Below are 17593 nucleotides of genomic sequence, written 5' to 3' on the forward strand. Positions count from 1 at the left end.
ACGCCCCCGACGGGGCGTGACCTGCGCCGGAACCGCACGCAGCCGGTCCGCCGGGCCCCTCGTGCCCGATCCGTCGACACACTTATGCGCCGATAGGACGGCGGCGCCGCAGCGTCGGCACGTAAAGTTCAACACCATGTCCGTACCAGAAGAATCCGAACCCTCGGCCGCGACGCCGCTGCTCGCGCCGGTGGAGGGCGTGCCACCGGTACTGGACACCGCCGAGGAGATCAGCGCGGCCGCCGCCCGGTTGCTCGCGGGAACCGGCCCCTTGGCCGTCGACGCCGAGCGCGCCTCCGGATTCCGCTACTCGGCGCGCGCGTATCTGATCCAGCTGCGCCGGGCGGGCGCGGGCACTTTCCTCATCGATCCGATCCCGGTCACCGACGCCCTCGGCCCGCTGGCCGACGCGATCAACGGGCTGGAGTGGGTGCTGCACTCCGCGGACCAGGATCTGCCCGGTCTGGCCGAACTCGGCTTGCGTCCGGCCCGGCTGTTCGACACCGAATTGGGCGGGCGCCTGGCGGGTTTCGAACGCGTCGGGCTTGCCGCGATGGTGGAGCGGCTGCTGGGCCGCGCGCTGCGCAAGGGGCACGGGGCGGCCGATTGGTCCACCCGCCCGCTGCCCGCCGACTGGCTGAACTACGCCGCCCTGGACGTGGAATTGCTGCTGGAACTGCGCGACGCCGTGGCCACCGCGCTAGATGAGCAGGGCAAGACGGATTGGGCGGCACAGGAATTCGAGCACATTCGCACCTTGGACCCGCCCGCGCCCAAGGCCGAGCGCTGGCGGCGCACCTCGGGCATCCACACGCTGCGCCGCACCAGGCAGCTGGCGGTGGTGCGCGAGCTGTGGACCGCCCGGGATGCGCTGGCCCGCGCCAGGGATGTCGCGCCCGCGCGCATCCTCCCGGATGCCGCGATCATCGCCGCCGCGACGGCGGAACCCCGGTCCATCGCGCAGTTGCGCACGCTGCCGGTGTTCGGCGGTCCGCGGCAGCGTCGCTACTCCCGCGAATGGCTCGCCGCGATCGAGCGCGGCCGCACCCTGCCCGACAGCGAGCTGCCGCCGCTTACCCAGCCGTTCGACGGCCCGCCGCCGGTCAACCGCTGGGAACGCCGCGACCCGGCCGCGTCGGCCCGCCTCACCCGGGCGCGGGCTGCCATGGCCGAGCTGTCGGCGGAGCACTCGATCCCGGTGGAGAACCTGCTCGCCCCCGACCTGGTCCGCCGCCTGTGCTGGGACGGGTTGCCCGACTACGACGCGGTGGAACCCTCCGCCGTCGACGGGTACCTGAAGTCCGGCGGCGCCCGTCCGTGGCAGCGGGAATTGGCCGTGCCGCGGCTGGCCGTCGCGTTGCCGTCGTCGGGCTAGCGCCCGCCCGGGGCCGTCCGGCCGGCGCTCCGGCGTCAGCCGGCGGCCAGCCACCCGCCGATCCGCCGAGCGATGTCGGGGCCGGTGAGACCGAGTTCGGCATGCACCTCGCCGCGCGAGGCGTGATCCAGGAATTGTTGCGGCACCCCGAGGTCTCGGGTCGGGATGTCCAGCCCGGAGTTACGCAGGCGGGCCGACACCGTCGAGCCGATGCCGCCGTGCAGGCCACCGTCCTCGAGCGTGACCACCAGCCGGTAGTTCTCCGCGAGTTTCAGCAGGGTGTCGGAGACCGGCAGCACCCAGCGCGGGTCGATGACGGTTACCGAAACTCCTTCGGAATCCAGCAGATTCGCCGCTTCCAGGGCCACCGCCGCGAACGAGCCCACGGCGACGAGCAGCACGTCGCCGTGCACCGCCTGCACCGAGCCGCCGTCCGGTTCGGCCATCCGCAGCACGTCGATGCCGTCCAGCCGTTCGACCGCGGAAATGTCCTCGGCCACACTGCCTTTCGGGAAGCGCAGCGCGGTCGGCCCGTCGTTGACGGCGAGCGCCTCGGCCAGTTCCTCCCGCAGCGTCGCGGCGTCGCGCGGCGCGGCGACCCTGATGCCCGGCACGATCCCGAGGACCGACAGATCCCACATGCCGTTGTGGCTGGCGCCGTCGGAGCCGGTGATGCCCGCGCGGTCGAGCACCACCGTGACCGGCTGCTTCAGCAGCGCCACGTCCATCAGCAACTGATCGAAGGCGCGGTTGAGGAAGGTCGAGTAGATCGCCACCACCGGATGCATGCCACCGAGTGCGAGCCCCGCGGCGGATGCCATGGCGTGCTGTTCGGCGATGCCGACGTCGAACATCCGATCGGGGAAGCGCTCCCCGAAGGCCGCCAGGCCGGTCGGGCCCGGCATCGCCGCGGTGATGGCGACGATATCGGAGCGGCGCTCGGCCTGCGCGATCAGTTCCTCGGAGAACACCGAGGTCCAGCCGCGCGCCTTCGGACCGCCGACCGGGACGCCGGTGAGCGGATCGATCGGATCGCAGGCGTGCATCTGGTCTGCGACGTGGTTCTCGGCGGGAGCGTAGCCGCGCCCCTTCTGCGTCACCGCGTGCACCACGACGGGGCCGCCGAAGTCCTTGGCCCGGCGCAGCGCGGCCTCCAGCGCGACGACGTCGTGGCCGTCCACCGGACCGACGTACTTCAGGCCGAGGTCGCTGAACAGTTCCTGCGGGCTGACCGCGTCCTTGATGCCCGCCTTCACCGCGTGCACCATCGAGTACGCCGATTCACCCACCCGGGGGATGCTCTTCAGAATGCGCTTGCCCGTGTCCAGCGCGTGCTCGTAGGCCGGCTGGGTGCGCAGCGCGGTCAGCCGCTCGGCCAAACCGCCGATGGTCGGGGCATAGGAACGGCCGTTGTCGTTGACCACCACGACTACCGGGCGGTCCGAGGCGGCGATGTTGTTGAGCGCCTCCCAGCACATGCCGCCGGTGAGCGCGCCGTCGCCGACGACCGCGACCACGTGCCGGTCCTGCCCGCTCAACGCGAACGCCTTCGCCAGACCGTCGGCGTAGGACAACGCCGCCGATGCGTGCGAGGACTCCACCCAGTCGTGGGCGCTCTCGGCGCGGCTCGGGTAGCCGGACAGGCCGCCCTGCTTGCGCAGTGAGTCGAACTGCTCCTTGCGCCCGGTGAGGATTTTGTGCACGTAGGCCTGGTGCCCGGTGTCGAAGATCAACGGGTCGGCCGGCGAGTCGAAGATCCGGTGCAGCGCGATGGTGAGTTCGACCACACCGAGGTTCGGGCCGAGGTGCCCACCGGTCGCGGCGACTTTGCGCACCAGGAACTCGCGGATCTCCTCAGCCAGCTCGCGCACTTGCGGCACGGTCAGCCGGCGCAGATCATCGGGCGTGTCGACCCGGGAAAGCACTCCCACCTGAACTAGCTCCCTCCGGATAGCGCATCTGATCCGATCAGTCTACGGAGCGGCGGCTGGTGCTCCCGCACGAGAACGATCACACCAACCCACACGGCGTCGAAATGTGAGCCTCGACATACGGTACCCGCCCCGGTAGGACCGGGTGGCGGGGCCCGAGGATCCGTCGAAGCGGGCACGATGGTGCGGTACGGATCGGCAGCGAGCGACGAGGAGAGTTCCGTGGGCAAGAAGACCGATTCGCATGCCGGCACCGTCACCACCTACGGCCACGGCACCGCCCGTGCCACCCCGGACCTGATGCGGGTGACGATCGCCGTCGAATCGCGGGCGAGCAAGGTCGCGCTCGCCTACAGCCGGGCCGGCGAGCGCGTGGCCGCGGTCGCGCGATCGCTGCGCTCCGACGGCGTGGACGGGGCGGACATCGCCACCAGCGGACTGTCGGTGCAGACCGAGACCGTCTGGATCGAGGGCCAGGGCAGCCGCATCACGGGCTACCTCGCGAGCACCTCGTTGACGGTCGCGTTGCGCGAGATCGGTGCGGACGCCGATCCCGGGCCGGGCACCGTCATCGCCAACTGCGTCGAGGCGGGCGGTGACGACGTGCGTCTCGGCGGTCTGGTGCTCACCTTCGCCGATCAGGAGTCCCTACTGACCCGCGCCCGCGACGCCGCGTGGGTGAACGCCCTCGCCAAGGCCGAGCAGTACGCGCGACGCGCACAGCGCTCGCTCGGCGAGGTGGTCGAGATCACCGAGAACACCGCCGCCGCGCCTCCGGTGCCGCGCGCGCAGTCGATGTCCGCTCCGCTCGAGGCCTACCGGGCCGCCGCCGTCCCGGTCGAGCTGGGCGAGAGCGAGATCTCCGCGGGCATCCGGGTCACCTGGCAGTTGGACTGACGGTACGGCGTGACCCCGCTCCGGCAACGCAGCACAATTGGACGTGATGAAACATCGCTCCATCCTGCCCCGGAGCTGGTTCACGAACCGTGCCCCAGACCTCGCACCAGCAGGCTGACCGTGTCCGCTCCGGCATGCCGATCTTTCGAGATCTCCTGATACTCCGGTGATTCGGCCCAGGCGCGGAACGATGCCTCGTCGGGGAAGGACATCAGGACGACCTTTTCGCGGTCGGTGACGCCCTCGATGGTCTGCGGGGACTCGTCGGCGGCCAGCACTGTGCCGGAGTAGCGGACGAAGACGTCCAGGAAGCGCGCCTGGTAGCGATCGTAGGCGGCGCGATCGGTGAACTTCAGTTGCGCGATTACATACACGGTCATGTCTGTGACTCTAATTGGAGGGTTCGGCGAAACCTCGGAATTCGCGGCGCCGCGCCCGAATTCACCGCTGCGGCCGGTCCGTGATGCCTATATTGAGGTCGTCACCGATCGGGAGGTCGCATGTCGTTCGTGCTCGTCGGCAAACCACGGCCGCACATCGCCCTGGTGACGCTCAATCGGCCCGAACGGATGAACGCGATGGCGTTCGACGTGATGATCCCGCTGCGCGAGACGCTCGAGCAGGTGCGCGACGACAACGACGTGCGGGTCGTCGTGCTGACCGGCGCGGGCCACGGCTTCTGCTCGGGAGCCGACCTGACCAGCGCCGGAAAAGTGCCGAACATCGACGGGCTGACCGTCACCAGTGTCGCGCGGCGGTCGATGGACCTGCTCAACGACGTGCTGATGGCGCTGCGGCGGATGCATCAGCCGGTGATCGCCGCGGTCAACGGCGCGGCTATCGGCGGCGGGCTCTGCCTGGCCGCAGGCGCCGACATCCGGATCGCGGCCGAGGACGCCTATTTCCGGGCCGCGGGGATCAACAACGGACTCACCTCGGCCGAACTGGGTCTCAGCTACCTGCTGCCCCGCGCCGTCGGCGCGTCCAGGGCGTTCGAGATCATGTTGTCGGGCCGCGACGTCGACGCGACCGAAGCCGAACGCATCGGCCTGGTCTCCCGCGCGGTTCCCGGGCCGAAGCTGCTGGACACCTGCTACGACCTGGCCGAACGCATCATCGGCTTCAGCCGGGTCGGCACCGAGCTCACCAAGCGCATGCTGTGGAGCGGCATGGAGGCGGGCGGATTCGAATCGCATATGCAGCACGAGGGCACGGCCCAGCTCTACGTCCGCCTCACCACCGGCAATTTCGACGAGGCGATGCGCGCTCGCCGCGACCGCAGGCCGCCGGTCTACGAGGACTGACCGTTCACCGCGCCAGCAACGCCAGGCACTCCACGTGGTGCGTCGCGGGGAAGGCGTCGAAAGCACGCAGATCGGCGAGCCGGTAGCCCGCAGCCTGATACAGGCTCAGGTCACGGGCGAACGCGGCGGGATCGCAGCCGACATGGACGATTCGCGCCGGCCCAGCGGCGGCGACGGCGCCGATCACCTCCTTGCCCGCACCGGCGCGCGGCGGGTCGAGCACGACGACATCCGGGGCGGCTCCGCCGACGTGCTCGAGCACCCAGCGCTCCACCCGCTGGGCGCGCAGCTCCACCCAGGGCAGATCCCGCAGGGCGGCGGCGCCGTCGGCCACGGCGGGCCGGGCGGATTCCACCGCGAGCACCACACCGGTGCGCCCGGTCTGCTCGGCGAGGCGAGCGGCGAAGACACCCGCGCCGCTGTAGAGATCCCAGGCCCGCCCGCCGGGCCCCAAGTCCGCCCATTCCGCGATCAGATCCGAATAACGTTGCGCCGCCCCGCGATGCGCTTGCCAGAAGCCCGTCGCCGCGACCTCCCAGCGACGGCCCGCCACGTACTCGACCGCTCGCCCGCTGCCCTCGAACACCCACTCGTCGCGCGCCGCGTGCGCCGCGGCACGGCGGGCGGATGCCGCACGCCGGTCGTCGCGGCGGGTGACGTCCGCGGCAGTCCATTCGTCACCGGCACCACGCCCTCCCCCACGCCGGTCGCGACCGTGCGGCCGGTCGCGCCGAGCTCCTGCCCCGCCACCACGCCTTTCCCGGCCACCGGCCTCCGCTCGGCGAACACCGCCACCCGGGCCACGCCGGTCCCCGCCGCGGCTGCCCGGCTCGGCCTCGGCGGCGGGCGCCAGCTCGACGACATGCCGGATCCCGTCGCCGTCCACCGCGATCACCAGGTCGGCGCCGGGCGTCCACTGCCGGTCCGCGATCCCGTCCAGCGCCCCCGCGACCGGTTGCGGGCACCGCAGATCCGCGATCACGTCGGTGCTGCGGTGACGGTGCACGCCCGCGCGTCCCTGTGCGTCGACCGCGAGCCGCACGCGCGTGCGCCACCCGCCGGTCACGTCGCCGGAACCGATCGGCTCCACCAGCACTTCCCGCTCGATACCGGCCAGCCGCCGCAACTGTTCGGCCACCACAGTGGCCTTCAGCGCGCGCTGGGCCGCCGGTGTGGCGAAGGAGAAATCGCAGCACCCCGCTCCACCGGGGCCGGACACCGGGCAGGTGGCCCGCACCCGATCCGGGGACGGCTCGAGCACCTCGACGGCGTCGGCCCGGCAGAACGAACCGCCGCGATCCTCGGTGACCCGCACCCGCACCAGCTCGCCGGGCAGACCGTGCCGGACGAACACCACACGTCCCTCGTGCCGTGCGACGCAGAAGCCGCCGTGCCCCGGCGGCCCGAGCCGCACCTCGAACGTGCCGGTCCGCCGATCGCTCATCCCGAATACTCCGCCACCGTCATGTTCGGTCCTCGTACCCACGCCGCACCGCGCCCGGCGCGTTCACCACTCCCGGCGTCCTGGCCCGCGCGGACGAGCTCAGCTGCCACGGCACACTGGTCACCATCACGCCCGGCTCGAACAGCAGCCTGCCCTTCAGCCGCAGCGCGCTCTGGTTGTGCAGCACCTGCTCCCACCAATGGCCTACCACGTATTCGGGGATGAACACGGTCACCACGTCGCGCGGGGCGTCCTTGCGCACCCGCTTCACATAGTCGAGCACCGGCTTGGTGATCTCGCGATAGGGCGATTCGATCACCTTGAGCGGCACCGTGATATCGCTGTTCTCCCACTCCCGCACCAGTGCCCTGGTGTCGGCCTCGTCGACGTTCACCGTCACCGCTTCCAGGGTGTCGGGGCGGCTTGCGCGCGCGTAGGCGAGGGCGCGGCGGGTCGGCAGATGCAGCCGGGAAACCAGCACGATGGAGTGCGAACGGCTGGGCAGCACGCCGTCCCACTCGTGCTCGTCCAGTTCGCGCGCGACCGAATCGTAATGCCTGCGGATCAATTTCATCACGACGAAGATCGCGACCATGGTGAAGATGGCGATGTAGGCGCCCGCGAAGAACTTGGTGATCAGCACGATCACCAGCACCGCTCCGGTCGCGCTGAGCCCGACCGCGTTGATCACCCGCGAGCGCTTCATCCGCGCGCGCTGGGCCGGGTCGGTCTCGGTGCGCAACAGGCGGGTCCAGTGCCGCAGCATGCCGGTCTGGCTGAGCACGAACGACACGAAAACGCCGACGATGTACAGCTGGATCAGCTTGGTCACCTCGGCGCCGAACAGCACCACGAACGCGATGGCCGCGCCGGACAGGAACAGAATGCCGTTGCTGAACGCCAGCCGATCGCCTCTGGTGTGCAGTTGGCGCGGCAGGTAACGGTCCTGGGCCAAGATCGAGCCGAGCACGGGGAACCCGTTGAACGCGGTGTTCGCGGCGAGCACCAGGATCAGCGCGGTCACCGTCGTGATGAAGAAGAACCCGAGCGGGAACCCCTCGAACACGGTCTCGGCGAGCTGCGCGATCAGCGTCTTCTGGTGATAGTCCGACGGTGCGCCGGTCAGGTCGTCGACGTCGTGCGCGTACACCACCCCGATCTTCTGGGCGAGGATGATGATCCCCATCAGCAGAACGATCGCGATCGTGCCCAGCATCAGCAACGTGGTGGCGGCATTGCGCGACTTGGGTTTGCGGAACGCGGGCACACCGTTGCTGATCGCCTCGACACCGGTCAGCGCGGCACAGCCGGAGGAGAACGAGCGCGCGATCAGAAAGGCGAAGGCCAGCCCATACAGATGCTCGTGCTCGGCGATCAAACCGAAGCCCGCCGATTCGGCCCGCAACTCCTCTCCGAGCACGAAGATCCGGAACAGGCCCCAGCCGAGCATGACGAACATGCCGACGATGAACGCGTAGGTCGGAATCGCGAACGCCGTGCCCGATTCCCGCACGCCGCGCAGGTTCACCGCGGTGAGCAGGGCGATGGCCACGACGGCGAACAGCACTTTGTGGGTGGCGACGAACGGAATGGCCGAACCGATGTTGGACGCGGCCGAGGAGATCGATACCGCGACGGTGAGCACATAGTCGACCAGCAGCGCGCTGCCGACGGTCAAGCCCGCGTTGGGCCCCAGGTTCGTCGTGGCCACCTCGTAGTCGCCGCCGCCGGAGGGGTAGGCGTGCACGTTCTGCCGGTAGCTGGCCACGACCACCGCCATGACGAAGGCGACTGCCAGTCCGACCCAGGGGGCGTACAGGTAGGCCGCCACCCCCGCGGCCGACAGCACGAGGAAGATCTCTTCGGGGGCGTAGGCGACCGATGACATGGCATCGGAGGCGAACACCGGGAGCGCGATTCGCTTCGGCAGCAGCGTGTGACCCAGCGAGTCGCTACGGAAAGGCCTGCCCAGCAGCACTCGCTTCGCTGCCGTCGTCAACTTGGACACTGGAGCGAGCATAGGCCCCCGCACAGGGGATCGCGCGCGTGGCTCGCAGGTTTGCTCGCCCGCTGGAGGGGGAACGTGGCCGGTGGAATCATTCGACGGGTAGCGTTCGACCGAACAACAAAGCAGACCGAACACCATGGTTCCAGGAACGAGGTTGCACGGTGTACGTAGTGATCATGGGGTGCGGGCGCGTCGGCTCGTCGCTGGCCCATGCCCTGGTCCGCGTAGGTCACGAAGTCACCGTGATCGACCGGGACTCCAGTTCCTTCCTGCGCCTGGGGTCCGATTTTCCCGGCCAGCGGGTGACGGGTGTCGGATTCGATCGAGATGTGCTGATAAAGGCGGGAATCGAGCGGGCCGAGGCGTTCGCGGCGGTGTCCTCCGGCGACAACTCGAACATCATCTCCGCCCGGGTCGCGCGGGAGATGTTCGGGGTCGAGCGGGTGGTCGCCCGCATCTACGACGCCAAGCGCGCCGCGGTTTACGAGCGGCTCGGCATCCCGACCATCGCCACGGTCCCGTGGACCACCGACCGCTTCCTGCGCGCGCTCATCGGCGACACCGGCACCACCACGTGGCGCGACCCCACCGGCACGGTTGCTGTCACCCAGTTGACGCTGCACGAAGAGTGGTACGGCCGCACCGTGCGCGACCTCGAGCAGACCATCGCGGCCCGGGTCGCGTTCATCATCCGGTTCGGCCAGGCGCTGCTGCCCGACAAGAAGACCATCATCCAGGCCGACGACATCGTCTATGTGGCCGCTGCCTCCGGCGCGGTGGGCGAGGCCGTCGCCCTGGCCGCGAAGCCCCCAGCGAGCGAGGACTGAACATGAAAGTGGCCATCGCCGGAGCAGGCGCTGTCGGCCGATCGATCGCCAGGGAGCTGTTGCGCGGCGGGCATCGAGTCATGTTGCTGGAGCGCCAGCTCGAGCACATCGATACCGCCGCGATCCCGGACGCGGTCTGGGTGCACGCCGACGCGTGCGAACTGGCCCTGCTGGAGCAGGCGGGTCTGGAGACCTACGAGGTCGTCATCGCGGCCACGGGTGACGACAAGGCGAACCTGGTGCACAGCCTGCTGGCCAAGACCGAGTTCGGGGTGCGGCGGGTGGTGGCTCGCGTGAACGACCCCCGCAACGAATGGCTCTTCGACGGTTCGTGGGGTGTGGACGTCGCGGTGTCCACACCTCGGCTGCTCGCCTCCCTGGTCGAGGAGGCGGTGTCGGTCGGAGATCTGGTCCGGCTGATGACGCTGCGCCAGGGCCAGGCGAATCTGGTCGAGATGACGCTGCCCGCGGACACGTCGCTGGCCGGCAAACCGGTGCGCACGCTCACCTTGCCGCGCGACGCCGCGCTGGTCACCATTCTGCGCGGCGGCCGGGTGATCGTGCCGCAGCCCGACGACGCGCTGGAAGGCGACGACGAGTTGCTGTTCGTGACCTCGTTGGAGGCCGAGGAAGACCTCCGGCTGGAGCTCGCCAACTACGGCATCAGGCCATAACTCCCCGTATACGGCCGGACGCGTGTCCTCGGCGAAGCACCGCCGGAGCACTAGGCGGCCAGCCGCAGCTCCGCGCGCAGCTTGTTCAGCGCGCGATGCTGCATCACCCGGACCACGCCCGGGCTGGTGCCGATGGCCTCGGCGGTCTGCGCCGCCGACCAGCCCAGCACGATGCGCATCACCAGCACCTCGCGGTGCGCGGGGGCCAGCACCTTCATGAGTTCCCTTGTGGCGGCCCGTCGTTCGGAGGCCAGCGCCCACTCCTCCGGCCCTGCCGCGGCCGACGCGCGGTCGGGCACGTCGGCCATCGGGTAGGCGGGATGCTGCTGCGAGCGGCGGAACGCGTCGGCGACCTTGTTGGCCGCGATGCCGTAGACGAAGGCCAGGAAGGACTTGCCCTGATCGCGGTAGCGCGGAATGGCGTTGACGGTGGCCAGCAGGACTTCCTGCACCACGTCGTCGGCGGTGACCTGCAGGTGGGCGGTATTGCCCAGGCGCGCGCCGCAGTAGCGCCGCACCAGCGGATGCACGATCCGGATGATCTCGGCGACCGCCTGGCGATCGCCCGCGGCGGCCGGTCCGATCAGCTTGTCCAGCTCGGCCGATACCCGCCGGCTCTCCGAGAGAGCGGGGTTGTGGGTCTTGGGCAGCGCCGCGGTGTTGTGCTCGGTAGCCACGTCCGAGTCCTTTCTAGCCGATCAGTGCGTGTTTTCGGTACGCATAGATCGTCTGACGAACTCGGGAGAGCGACCAGGCACCCCAGGGTGGGGAAGCACTCACCTCGGCGGTGGGACTTACCCCACCCCTGTGGTTTTCGCCGGGCGTGGGCGCCGGGTTAACGCTCAGGCCGGCCCGGTCGCCGCCACCGACTTGGCAGGCAGGTGGCCTGCCCGGCGCACCGCCCAGATGGTGACGCCCAGCGCCACCGCCGTCAGCGGCCAGCCCATCGCGATGCGGGCGAAGGCGAGCCAGCCGGTGCGGTCGGTGTCGTAGAGCTGCGACTGCACCAGATAACGCGCTCCGAAGACCACGATCCACGTAGTGGTGGCCAGGTCGTAGAGGCGCACCGAGCGCGGATCCGACCGCCAGTCAGAGCCGTGGCCGTTCAACACGCCCCAGATGACGCCGACCAGCGGACGGCGGACCAGGATGGACGCGAGGAACACCCCCGCGTACACGAGGCTGGTGTAGATGCCGAAGAGGAAGAACCCTTTGGCCTCGCCCATCCGGTAGGCGATGAAGGCGCAGATACCGACGCCGAAGAAGCCGGAGATGGCGGGCTGCACCGGATCGCGCCGCACCAGGCGCCACAGGAGGATGGCGGCAGCCACCCCGAGGGCCGACCAGATCGCGGCGGCCAGCCCCGCGAGGCTGTTCACGGGAACGAACACGACGACGGGGAGCGTCGAGTAGATCAGGCCGCTGAAGCCGCCGAGTTGTTCGAGGAGGGTCTGCTCGGCACGTTCCTCGTCACGGTCGGGCACATCGAGCCCGGTGCGGTCGTCCGATCCTGCGTTGTCGTCGCTCGAAGGCATACGTCAGCTGTTCCCGCGCAATTCGTAGTAGGGGTTGAAGATCACTTTGCGTCCGTCACGGTCGCCGACCCGTCCACGGACGAGAATGCGCCGTCCCGGCTCGATGCCGGGAATGCGCCTGCGCCCGATCCAGACCAGGGTGATGGCGTCGGTGCCGTCGAAGAACTCGGCCTGGACGCTGGCGCCCGCGGACTTGGGACACGCTTCGACGCTTCGGAGCCTACCGAGCATGGTCGCCTCGTCACCGCGGCGACACTCCGACGCGCGCGACGCTCCCGATGCCTCGGAAGTCTCGGCCAGCTCCTCGGCGTCCAGCTGATCGATGTCCTCGGTCAGCCTGCGGCTCAGACGTCGAAAATACCCTGAGGCTGCGGATGACATTGTGCACGCTCTCCTGCATAGAGCAGATGGCGTGGGTCGCACACCATCGTGAGGGATCCGATCCGCACGACCCGCTGCGGCCGTACAACGCCACTGTAGATGGGCGGGGCCACCCCCGCTACGCTCGGACCGATGTTCGACTCCCCACACCCCGCCCGCGTCGTCGCGCTGCCCGGCACCGGGTCCGACGCAGACTTCGCGCGGCGCGCCTTCGGGCCCGCCAGCGCCACACGGGGCATGGATTTCGTCGCGGTGGAACCGGACCCGCGCCGAGTGGTGGCGAGCTGTGTGGCCGCGCTGGAGGCGGCGGCGGACGCGGCACCGGTGCTGGTCGCGGGCATCTCGCTCGGCGCGGCGATCGCCGTGGAGTGGGCCGCCGAGCGTCCGGATCGCGTGGTCGGTGTGGTGGCTGCGCTGCCCGCCTGGACCGGATCCGACACCGCCGCCTGCCCCGCCGCGTTGAGCGCGGCGGCCACCGCGGCTCAGCTGCGCGCCGACGGCCTGGCCGCGGTGACCGACCGGATGCGGGCGAGCAGCCCGCGGTGGCTGGCGGACGCGCTGACCCAGTCGTGGCGGACGCAATGGCCGCATCTCCCGCAGGCGCTGGAGGAGGCCGCCGACTACAAGTGGCCCGACGCCGAGCTGCTGGCCACCTTCGAGCCGCCGCTGGCGGTGATCGCCGCCGTCGACGACCCGGTGCATCCGCCCGCGGTGGCCGAGGAATGGGCGGCGCTGGCCCCACGCTCCCGGCTGCATCGGATCACCCTGGACGAACTCGGCGCCGATCCCGCCATCCTGGGACACACGGGTTTCGGCTTCGGGTGAGTTCCCCGGCTCAGTTCAAACCGAGCTGCTGCATGGCCGACCCGTCCGCGCCGCGGCGCGGACCCTGTGGCATCCGCGGCACCACCGGCTGCGCGCCGGTCTGCGCCGCCACCTGTGCGGCCATCGCCTGCTGCTGAGCTTCCACCTGCTGCTGATGGGCCGCGGCCAGCTGCTCGGCCAACTGCTGCGGCAGCACCACCGGCAGCGGCTCGCGCACCGGCAGCGGGTCCTCACCGCGCCGCACGACCGTCTCGCTCAGGACGGCCCGCGCCGCCTTGACCAGCGGGGTGCCGTCGTTCGCCGCGCCCGAGGGCCCCGCCGCCACCAGCCGCACCATCCAGCGGTAGCCGTCCACACCGATGAAACGCAGGTCCGCACCCTCGGTCAGGGCCAGTAACTCCCGGCCCCAAGGTCCGTTCTCCACCGACACCCTGGCGCCGTCCTTGCGCAGCGAGTCGGCCAGGTCAGCGGCGACCAGGCGCCATTGACCCGATGTCTTGGGCGCGGCGTAGGCCGCGACGGTGATCCGGCCGTGCTCCGTGGCCAGGTGCACCGCTTGCGGCTGGCCCTCCGGCGTCATCTCGACCTGCAGCTGGCCGCCCGGCGGCACCGGCACCAGCACCGACCCCAGATCCAGCCGCTGCTCGGACACCGAATCGAGCAGTTCGGCGACCTCGTCGTAGTCGTACGGACCGGGCCGGCCGTGCGGACGGTCGACGTTCAGGTCCACGCCCTCGTACGAGCGCTCGTCGGTGGGGGCGTCGTCGTAGAAGTCGTCGTCGTACTCGCCCTCATAGGCGGCCTCGTAGTCGCCGTAGTCCTCCGCCTCGTCGTACCGATCGTCCTCGGCCCGGCCCGGCTTCTTTCTCTTTCCGAACATTCCCGTCATGCCTCCTCGCCGGTCGCCCGGCTCACCCCGTTCGTCTGCGCGGTCAGGCTCGCGTGGCCGCCGCTCGAGCCGTAGCCGCCCGCTCCCCGGGTCGTCTCGTCGAGCGAATCGACCTCCACGAAATCCACCAGTTCCACTCGCTGCACCAGCAGTTGCGCGATCCGGTCGCCGCGGCGCAACTCGATCGGCGTGCGTGGGTCGTGGTTGATCAGGCACACCTTGATCTCCCCCCGGTACCCCGCGTCCACCGTGCCCGGGGTGTTCACCACCGACAGCCCGGCCTTGGCCGCCAGCCCCGAGCGCGGATGGATCAGGCCGACCGTGCCGACCGGTAGCGCCACCGCGACACCGGTGCCGACCAGCACCCGCTCCCCCGGCTCCAGGATGACGTCTTGCGTGGTGCACAGATCCACGCCCGCGTCACCCGCATGGGCACGCGTGGGCACGGGTATGCCGGGGTCCAGCCGCAGCAAAGGTATGGGTGAAAGTGCGCTCACGTTGGACGAGCCTACGCGTAGGCTGTTTGCCCTCGTGACTTAGTGTTGACTCGTGTCGGACCAGCCCAATCCCATGACCACGGACGAGAAAAAGCAGCCCGCGCACCACTACCGGGAGCGCCTGTGGGTGCCGCTGTGGTGGTGGCCGGTGGCCTTCGCCATCACCGGATTGCTCGCGGCGGAGATCCACATGGGCGCGCCGGGGCTGCGGGCCTGGCTGCCGTATGCGCTGTTGTTCCCGCTGCCGGTCTGGGTGCTGCTGTGGCTGAGCCGGCACCGCGTGGAAGTGGCGCCGGACGCGAACGGCACACCGGAGCTGCGCGCCGATCGCGCACATCTACCGGTGGATTTCGTTGCTCGCGCGGCCGCCGTCGCCCCGACCGCGAAAAGCGCGGCGCTGGGTCGCCAGCTCGACCCCGCCGCTTATGTCCAGCATCGACCCTGGGTCGGGCCGATGGTCTTGCTCGTGCTCGACGACCCGGACGATCCGACGCCGTACTGGCTGGTCAGTACGCGGCGGCCGGAACGGGTCCTCGCCGCGCTCGGTCTGCCGAGCGCGGGCTGATCCTTCGCGAGCTCTCGCCGAGCTCAGGCAGCGCAGTCCATGCAGATCATCTGGCCGCCCTTCTCACTGGCCAGCCTGCTCCGGTGATGGACCAGGAAACAGCTGGAGCAGGTGAACTCGTCGGCCTGCTTCGGGATCACCCGAACCGTCAGCACTTCCTCGGACAGATCGGCGCCGGGAAGCTCGAACGACTCCGCGGTATCGGATTCGTCGATATCCACGACGGCGGACTGTGCCTCGTTACGACGAGCCTTCAGCTCCTCCAGCGAATCCTCCGACACATCGTCGGATTCGGTGCGCCTCGGTGCGTCATAGTCGGTTGCCATGTCGTCTTCCCCTCGTCCTAACTCCGTATATCCCGGACCGGTCCGCTCACACCCGATTCCTGCCGGAACCGCCGCGACCGGTACCGCCCCGCCGGTGGTGCACGTCACACGTACACCGGTCGCCTATCAGGGCGGATCAGGCCGATCCACTCCCGATAGCGCTGGGTAAACGCAGGACATGCCCTTCTTGTTCCCGCGACCGACCACTGATTTCCGCACCGGTGATTCGATCTGGGCCGCCAGACAATAGCGGACCCCGGAGCAAAAGTCGCAATCAAAACCCACGTGAGTCGAAAATGAGGGCCAATCGACACCCTTCAGGGAACGCACCGAGACCTTGCGCCACGCCCCCGCCACATTTTCGTAGAGTGTGCTGGTGGTTTCACTGATCACCGAAGGCGCCGCGACGGATTCGCAAGGTCGGCCGTACGTGCGCCGCCGCCCCCAGCCCTGGCTCATCATGCTCGGCGTTCTCGCTCTGATCTGCGGGATCGTCTGGATAAAAGCCCTCACGACGCACGACACCGACCACACCGCGATGGCGTGCAACTCACCGAGCCCGGCCTCGGATCCCGGTGCGCCGCAACCTGCTCCGCTCGGCCAGCGCGTCGGCGCGGGCCGGTTGCAGGATGTGGAACCCGCCGCGCTGGCGGCGAGCAAGGTGCGCGTGCTGAACGCGAACAATCAGCGCGGCCAAGCCGCGCATGTCGCCGCCCAGCTCGGCGACCTCGGCTTCGCGAGCGCACCCGGAACGCAATACGGCAACGATTCGATATACGTCAACGGCGACCTGGAATGCACCGGGCAGATCCGCTTCGGCGTCAACGGCCGTCCGGCCGCCGCCGCGGTGCAACTGGTCGCGCCGTGCGCCGAGCTGATCGAGGATCAGCGCGGCGACGACACGGTCGATCTGGTGCTCGGCTCGCTGTTCCGGGACATCCGGCCCAGCAACGACGCAGAGGAAGTGCTGCGTTCGCTCAAGAACCCGGCGCCGGGCAACTCCACCTCCATCGATATCAAGTTGCTCGACGCCGCGCGCCAGGCCCGCTGCTGATCAGCGGTCCGGAATCGGCTCGGTAGCACCCACCCGGGCCAGCAGCTCGCCCAGTTCATCGGCGATGCCGGGCGCGGCGGCGACCACCAGGTCGCCGTCGGCGCCCGGCGCCGTCGCGGGCGGAAGCGTCAGCCGCGCGCCCGCCTCCGCGGCGATCAGCGCGCCCGCGCCCCAGTCCCAGGCGTTCAATCCGTGCTCGTAGTAGGCGTCCACCCGGCCCGCCGCGACATGGCACAGATCCAGTGCGGCCGCGCCCAACCGGCGGATGTCGCGCACGTGCGGGAGCACCTGCGCGACCAATTCCGCCTGCTTGCTCCTGCGGTGCCTGCCGTAGCCGAATCCGGTGACCACCAGCGACATCGCCACCGATTCGACGGGCGTGCAGCGCAGGTGCTCCACTGCGCCGTCGGCGTCGACGCGCAGCGCGCCGAGCCCGAGCCCGGCGCTGTAGGTCGCCGCCCGGGCGACGTCCACCACGGCGCCCGCGACCGGCCGCCCGCCGCGCAGTGCGGCGACCGAGACGGCGTACCCGGGAATGCCGTAGAGGAAGTTGACGGTGCCGTCGATCGGATCCACCACCCAGTGGACGGTGTCCGCGCTCGCGTCATCGATGCTGCCGCCGCCCTCCTCGCCGAGGATCGGGTCGCCGGGGCGTTGCTCGGCGAGCAGTTTTCGGATCAGGTCTTCGGTCTCGGTGTCCACGATGGTCACCGGGTCGGTCTCGTGGCCCTTGGACTGCACCGCGCCTTCGGCGTGCGCGCCCGCGGGCCCGAACACCTCGGGACGGCGGGCACGGACATGGGCGGCGGCGGTCTCGGCGATGTCGACCGCGATCCGGCGCAGGTCGGCCTCGTCGCCGCGCGCGACGATCGAGACGAAGGAGTCGGGGGTGTAGTCGGACACTGGCGATGAGATTTCCGGCACGCCCTTTATCGCATCACACATCCTCGCCGAACGCCCAGCCTCGTGGTCCCATTACTCTTGTCGTGCACGACACAGCGCCGTCGTCGGGCATCCCGTTCGCAACGCCCGCCGTGGCGTCCCGGGCCCCGTGCAGCGTT

General features: G+C 70.0%; 19 protein-coding genes. 8 read left to right on the forward strand and 11 right to left on the reverse strand.

Translation table 11 applies throughout. The features are described from left to right. The first annotated feature begins 136 nt into the window (after positions 1-136). A complete protein-coding gene (locus NNI01S_RS16695; RefSeq protein WP_063021024.1) occupies positions 137-1375 on the forward strand; it encodes an HRDC domain-containing protein in 1239 nt (412 codons plus the stop codon). Between the two features lie 35 nt (positions 1376-1410). On the opposite strand, the gene dxs is transcribed toward NNI01S_RS16695, so the two are convergent. Further along, a complete protein-coding gene (dxs, locus tag NNI01S_RS16700) occupies positions 1411-3306 on the reverse strand; it encodes a 1-deoxy-D-xylulose-5-phosphate synthase (protein WP_063021025.1) in 1896 nt (631 codons plus the stop codon). A gap of 222 nt (positions 3307-3528) precedes the next feature. Between dxs and NNI01S_RS16705 the strand changes: the two genes are divergently transcribed. Next, a complete protein-coding gene (locus NNI01S_RS16705) occupies positions 3529-4203 on the forward strand; it encodes an SIMPL domain-containing protein (RefSeq protein WP_063021198.1) in 675 nt (224 codons plus the stop codon). An 80-nt stretch (positions 4204-4283) separates the two neighbouring features. Here the strand turns inward: NNI01S_RS16705 and NNI01S_RS16710 are convergent, their stop codons facing one another. Further along, positions 4284-4583 (reverse strand): DUF1330 domain-containing protein, encoded by a 300-nt coding sequence (locus NNI01S_RS16710; protein ID WP_063021026.1) that lies wholly within the window; start codon positions 4581-4583, stop codon positions 4284-4286. Positions 4584-4703: 120 nt separating this feature from the next. Between NNI01S_RS16710 and NNI01S_RS16715 the strand changes: the two genes are divergently transcribed. Further along, a complete protein-coding gene (locus NNI01S_RS16715) occupies positions 4704-5507 on the forward strand; it encodes an enoyl-CoA hydratase (RefSeq protein ID WP_063021027.1) in 804 nt (267 codons plus the stop codon). A 4-nt stretch (positions 5508-5511) separates the two neighbouring features. Here the strand turns inward: NNI01S_RS16715 and NNI01S_RS16720 are convergent, their stop codons facing one another. Together NNI01S_RS16720 and NNI01S_RS16725 are read right to left on the reverse strand one after the other, a co-directional pair. Further along, on the reverse strand, positions 5512-6951 hold the full coding sequence (locus tag NNI01S_RS16720) for a class I SAM-dependent RNA methyltransferase (protein ID WP_063021028.1): 1440 nt from the start codon (positions 6949-6951) through the stop codon (positions 5512-5514). Positions 6952-6970: 19 nt separating this feature from the next. Beyond that, positions 6971-8959 carry an APC family permease gene (locus tag NNI01S_RS16725; RefSeq protein ID WP_063021029.1) on the reverse strand — a complete coding sequence of 663 codons (1989 nt, stop codon included), beginning with the start codon at positions 8957-8959 and terminating at the stop codon, positions 6971-6973. Positions 8960-9120: 161 nt separating this feature from the next. Here NNI01S_RS16725 and NNI01S_RS16730 point away from each other — a divergent pair, with 161 nt between their 5' ends. Beyond that, positions 9121-9786 (forward strand): potassium channel family protein, encoded by a 666-nt coding sequence (locus tag NNI01S_RS16730; protein ID WP_063021030.1) that lies wholly within the window; start codon positions 9121-9123, stop codon positions 9784-9786. 2 nt (positions 9787-9788) lie between these two features. Beyond that, positions 9789-10460, forward strand: a complete 672-nt coding sequence (locus tag NNI01S_RS16735; protein ID WP_063021031.1) for a potassium channel family protein — start codon at positions 9789-9791, stop codon at positions 10458-10460. 50 nt (positions 10461-10510) lie between these two features. Here the strand turns inward: NNI01S_RS16735 and NNI01S_RS16740 are convergent, their stop codons facing one another. The 3 genes from NNI01S_RS16740 to NNI01S_RS16750 form a co-directional block, all read right to left on the reverse strand. Continuing rightward, positions 10511-11137, reverse strand: a complete 627-nt coding sequence (locus NNI01S_RS16740) for a sigma-70 family RNA polymerase sigma factor (RefSeq protein WP_084488875.1) — start codon at positions 11135-11137, stop codon at positions 10511-10513. 165 nt (positions 11138-11302) lie between these two features. After that, positions 11303-11995, reverse strand: coding sequence for a DUF3159 domain-containing protein (locus tag NNI01S_RS16745; protein ID WP_084488877.1), 693 nt, complete (start codon positions 11993-11995; stop codon positions 11303-11305). A gap of 3 nt (positions 11996-11998) precedes the next feature. Then, a complete protein-coding gene (locus NNI01S_RS16750; RefSeq protein WP_063021032.1) occupies positions 11999-12376 on the reverse strand; it encodes an OB-fold nucleic acid binding domain-containing protein in 378 nt (125 codons plus the stop codon). 132 nt (positions 12377-12508) lie between these two features. Here NNI01S_RS16750 and NNI01S_RS16755 point away from each other — a divergent pair, with 132 nt between their 5' ends. After that, on the forward strand, positions 12509-13201 hold the full coding sequence (locus tag NNI01S_RS16755) for an alpha/beta fold hydrolase (protein WP_063021033.1): 693 nt from the start codon (positions 12509-12511) through the stop codon (positions 13199-13201). Positions 13202-13211: 10 nt separating this feature from the next. Here the strand turns inward: NNI01S_RS16755 and NNI01S_RS16760 are convergent, their stop codons facing one another. Together NNI01S_RS16760 and dut are read right to left on the reverse strand one after the other, a co-directional pair. Then, positions 13212-14081, reverse strand: coding sequence for a DUF3710 domain-containing protein (locus tag NNI01S_RS16760; protein ID WP_063021034.1), 870 nt, complete (start codon positions 14079-14081; stop codon positions 13212-13214). A gap of 5 nt (positions 14082-14086) precedes the next feature. Beyond that, on the reverse strand, positions 14087-14587 hold the full coding sequence (gene dut / locus NNI01S_RS16765; protein ID WP_063021035.1) for a dUTP diphosphatase: 501 nt from the start codon (positions 14585-14587) through the stop codon (positions 14087-14089). A gap of 73 nt (positions 14588-14660) precedes the next feature. Here dut and NNI01S_RS16770 point away from each other — a divergent pair, with 73 nt between their 5' ends. After that, the gene (locus NNI01S_RS16770) at positions 14661-15152 is read left to right on the forward strand and encodes a DUF3093 domain-containing protein (RefSeq protein ID WP_063021036.1); all 492 of its coding nucleotides are present in this window, start codon (positions 14661-14663) and stop codon (positions 15150-15152) included. A gap of 23 nt (positions 15153-15175) precedes the next feature. Here the strand turns inward: NNI01S_RS16770 and NNI01S_RS16775 are convergent, their stop codons facing one another. Continuing rightward, a complete protein-coding gene (locus tag NNI01S_RS16775) occupies positions 15176-15478 on the reverse strand; it encodes a DUF4193 domain-containing protein (protein WP_039799153.1) in 303 nt (100 codons plus the stop codon). Positions 15479-15854: 376 nt separating this feature from the next. Here NNI01S_RS16775 and cei point away from each other — a divergent pair, with 376 nt between their 5' ends. Further along, a complete protein-coding gene (gene cei / locus NNI01S_RS16780; RefSeq protein ID WP_063021201.1) occupies positions 15855-16532 on the forward strand; it encodes an envelope integrity protein Cei in 678 nt (225 codons plus the stop codon). On the opposite strand, the gene NNI01S_RS16785 is transcribed toward cei, so the two are convergent. Further along, the gene (locus NNI01S_RS16785; RefSeq protein ID WP_084488879.1) at positions 16533-17477 is read right to left on the reverse strand and encodes an inositol monophosphatase family protein; all 945 of its coding nucleotides are present in this window, start codon (positions 17475-17477) and stop codon (positions 16533-16535) included. Positions 17478-17593: the final 116 nt, after the last annotated feature.

Origin of the sequence: Nocardia niwae NBRC 108934 = DSM 45340 (assembly GCF_001613465.1) — a bacterium.
Classification (GTDB): domain Bacteria; phylum Actinomycetota; class Actinomycetes; order Mycobacteriales; family Mycobacteriaceae; genus Nocardia; species Nocardia niwae.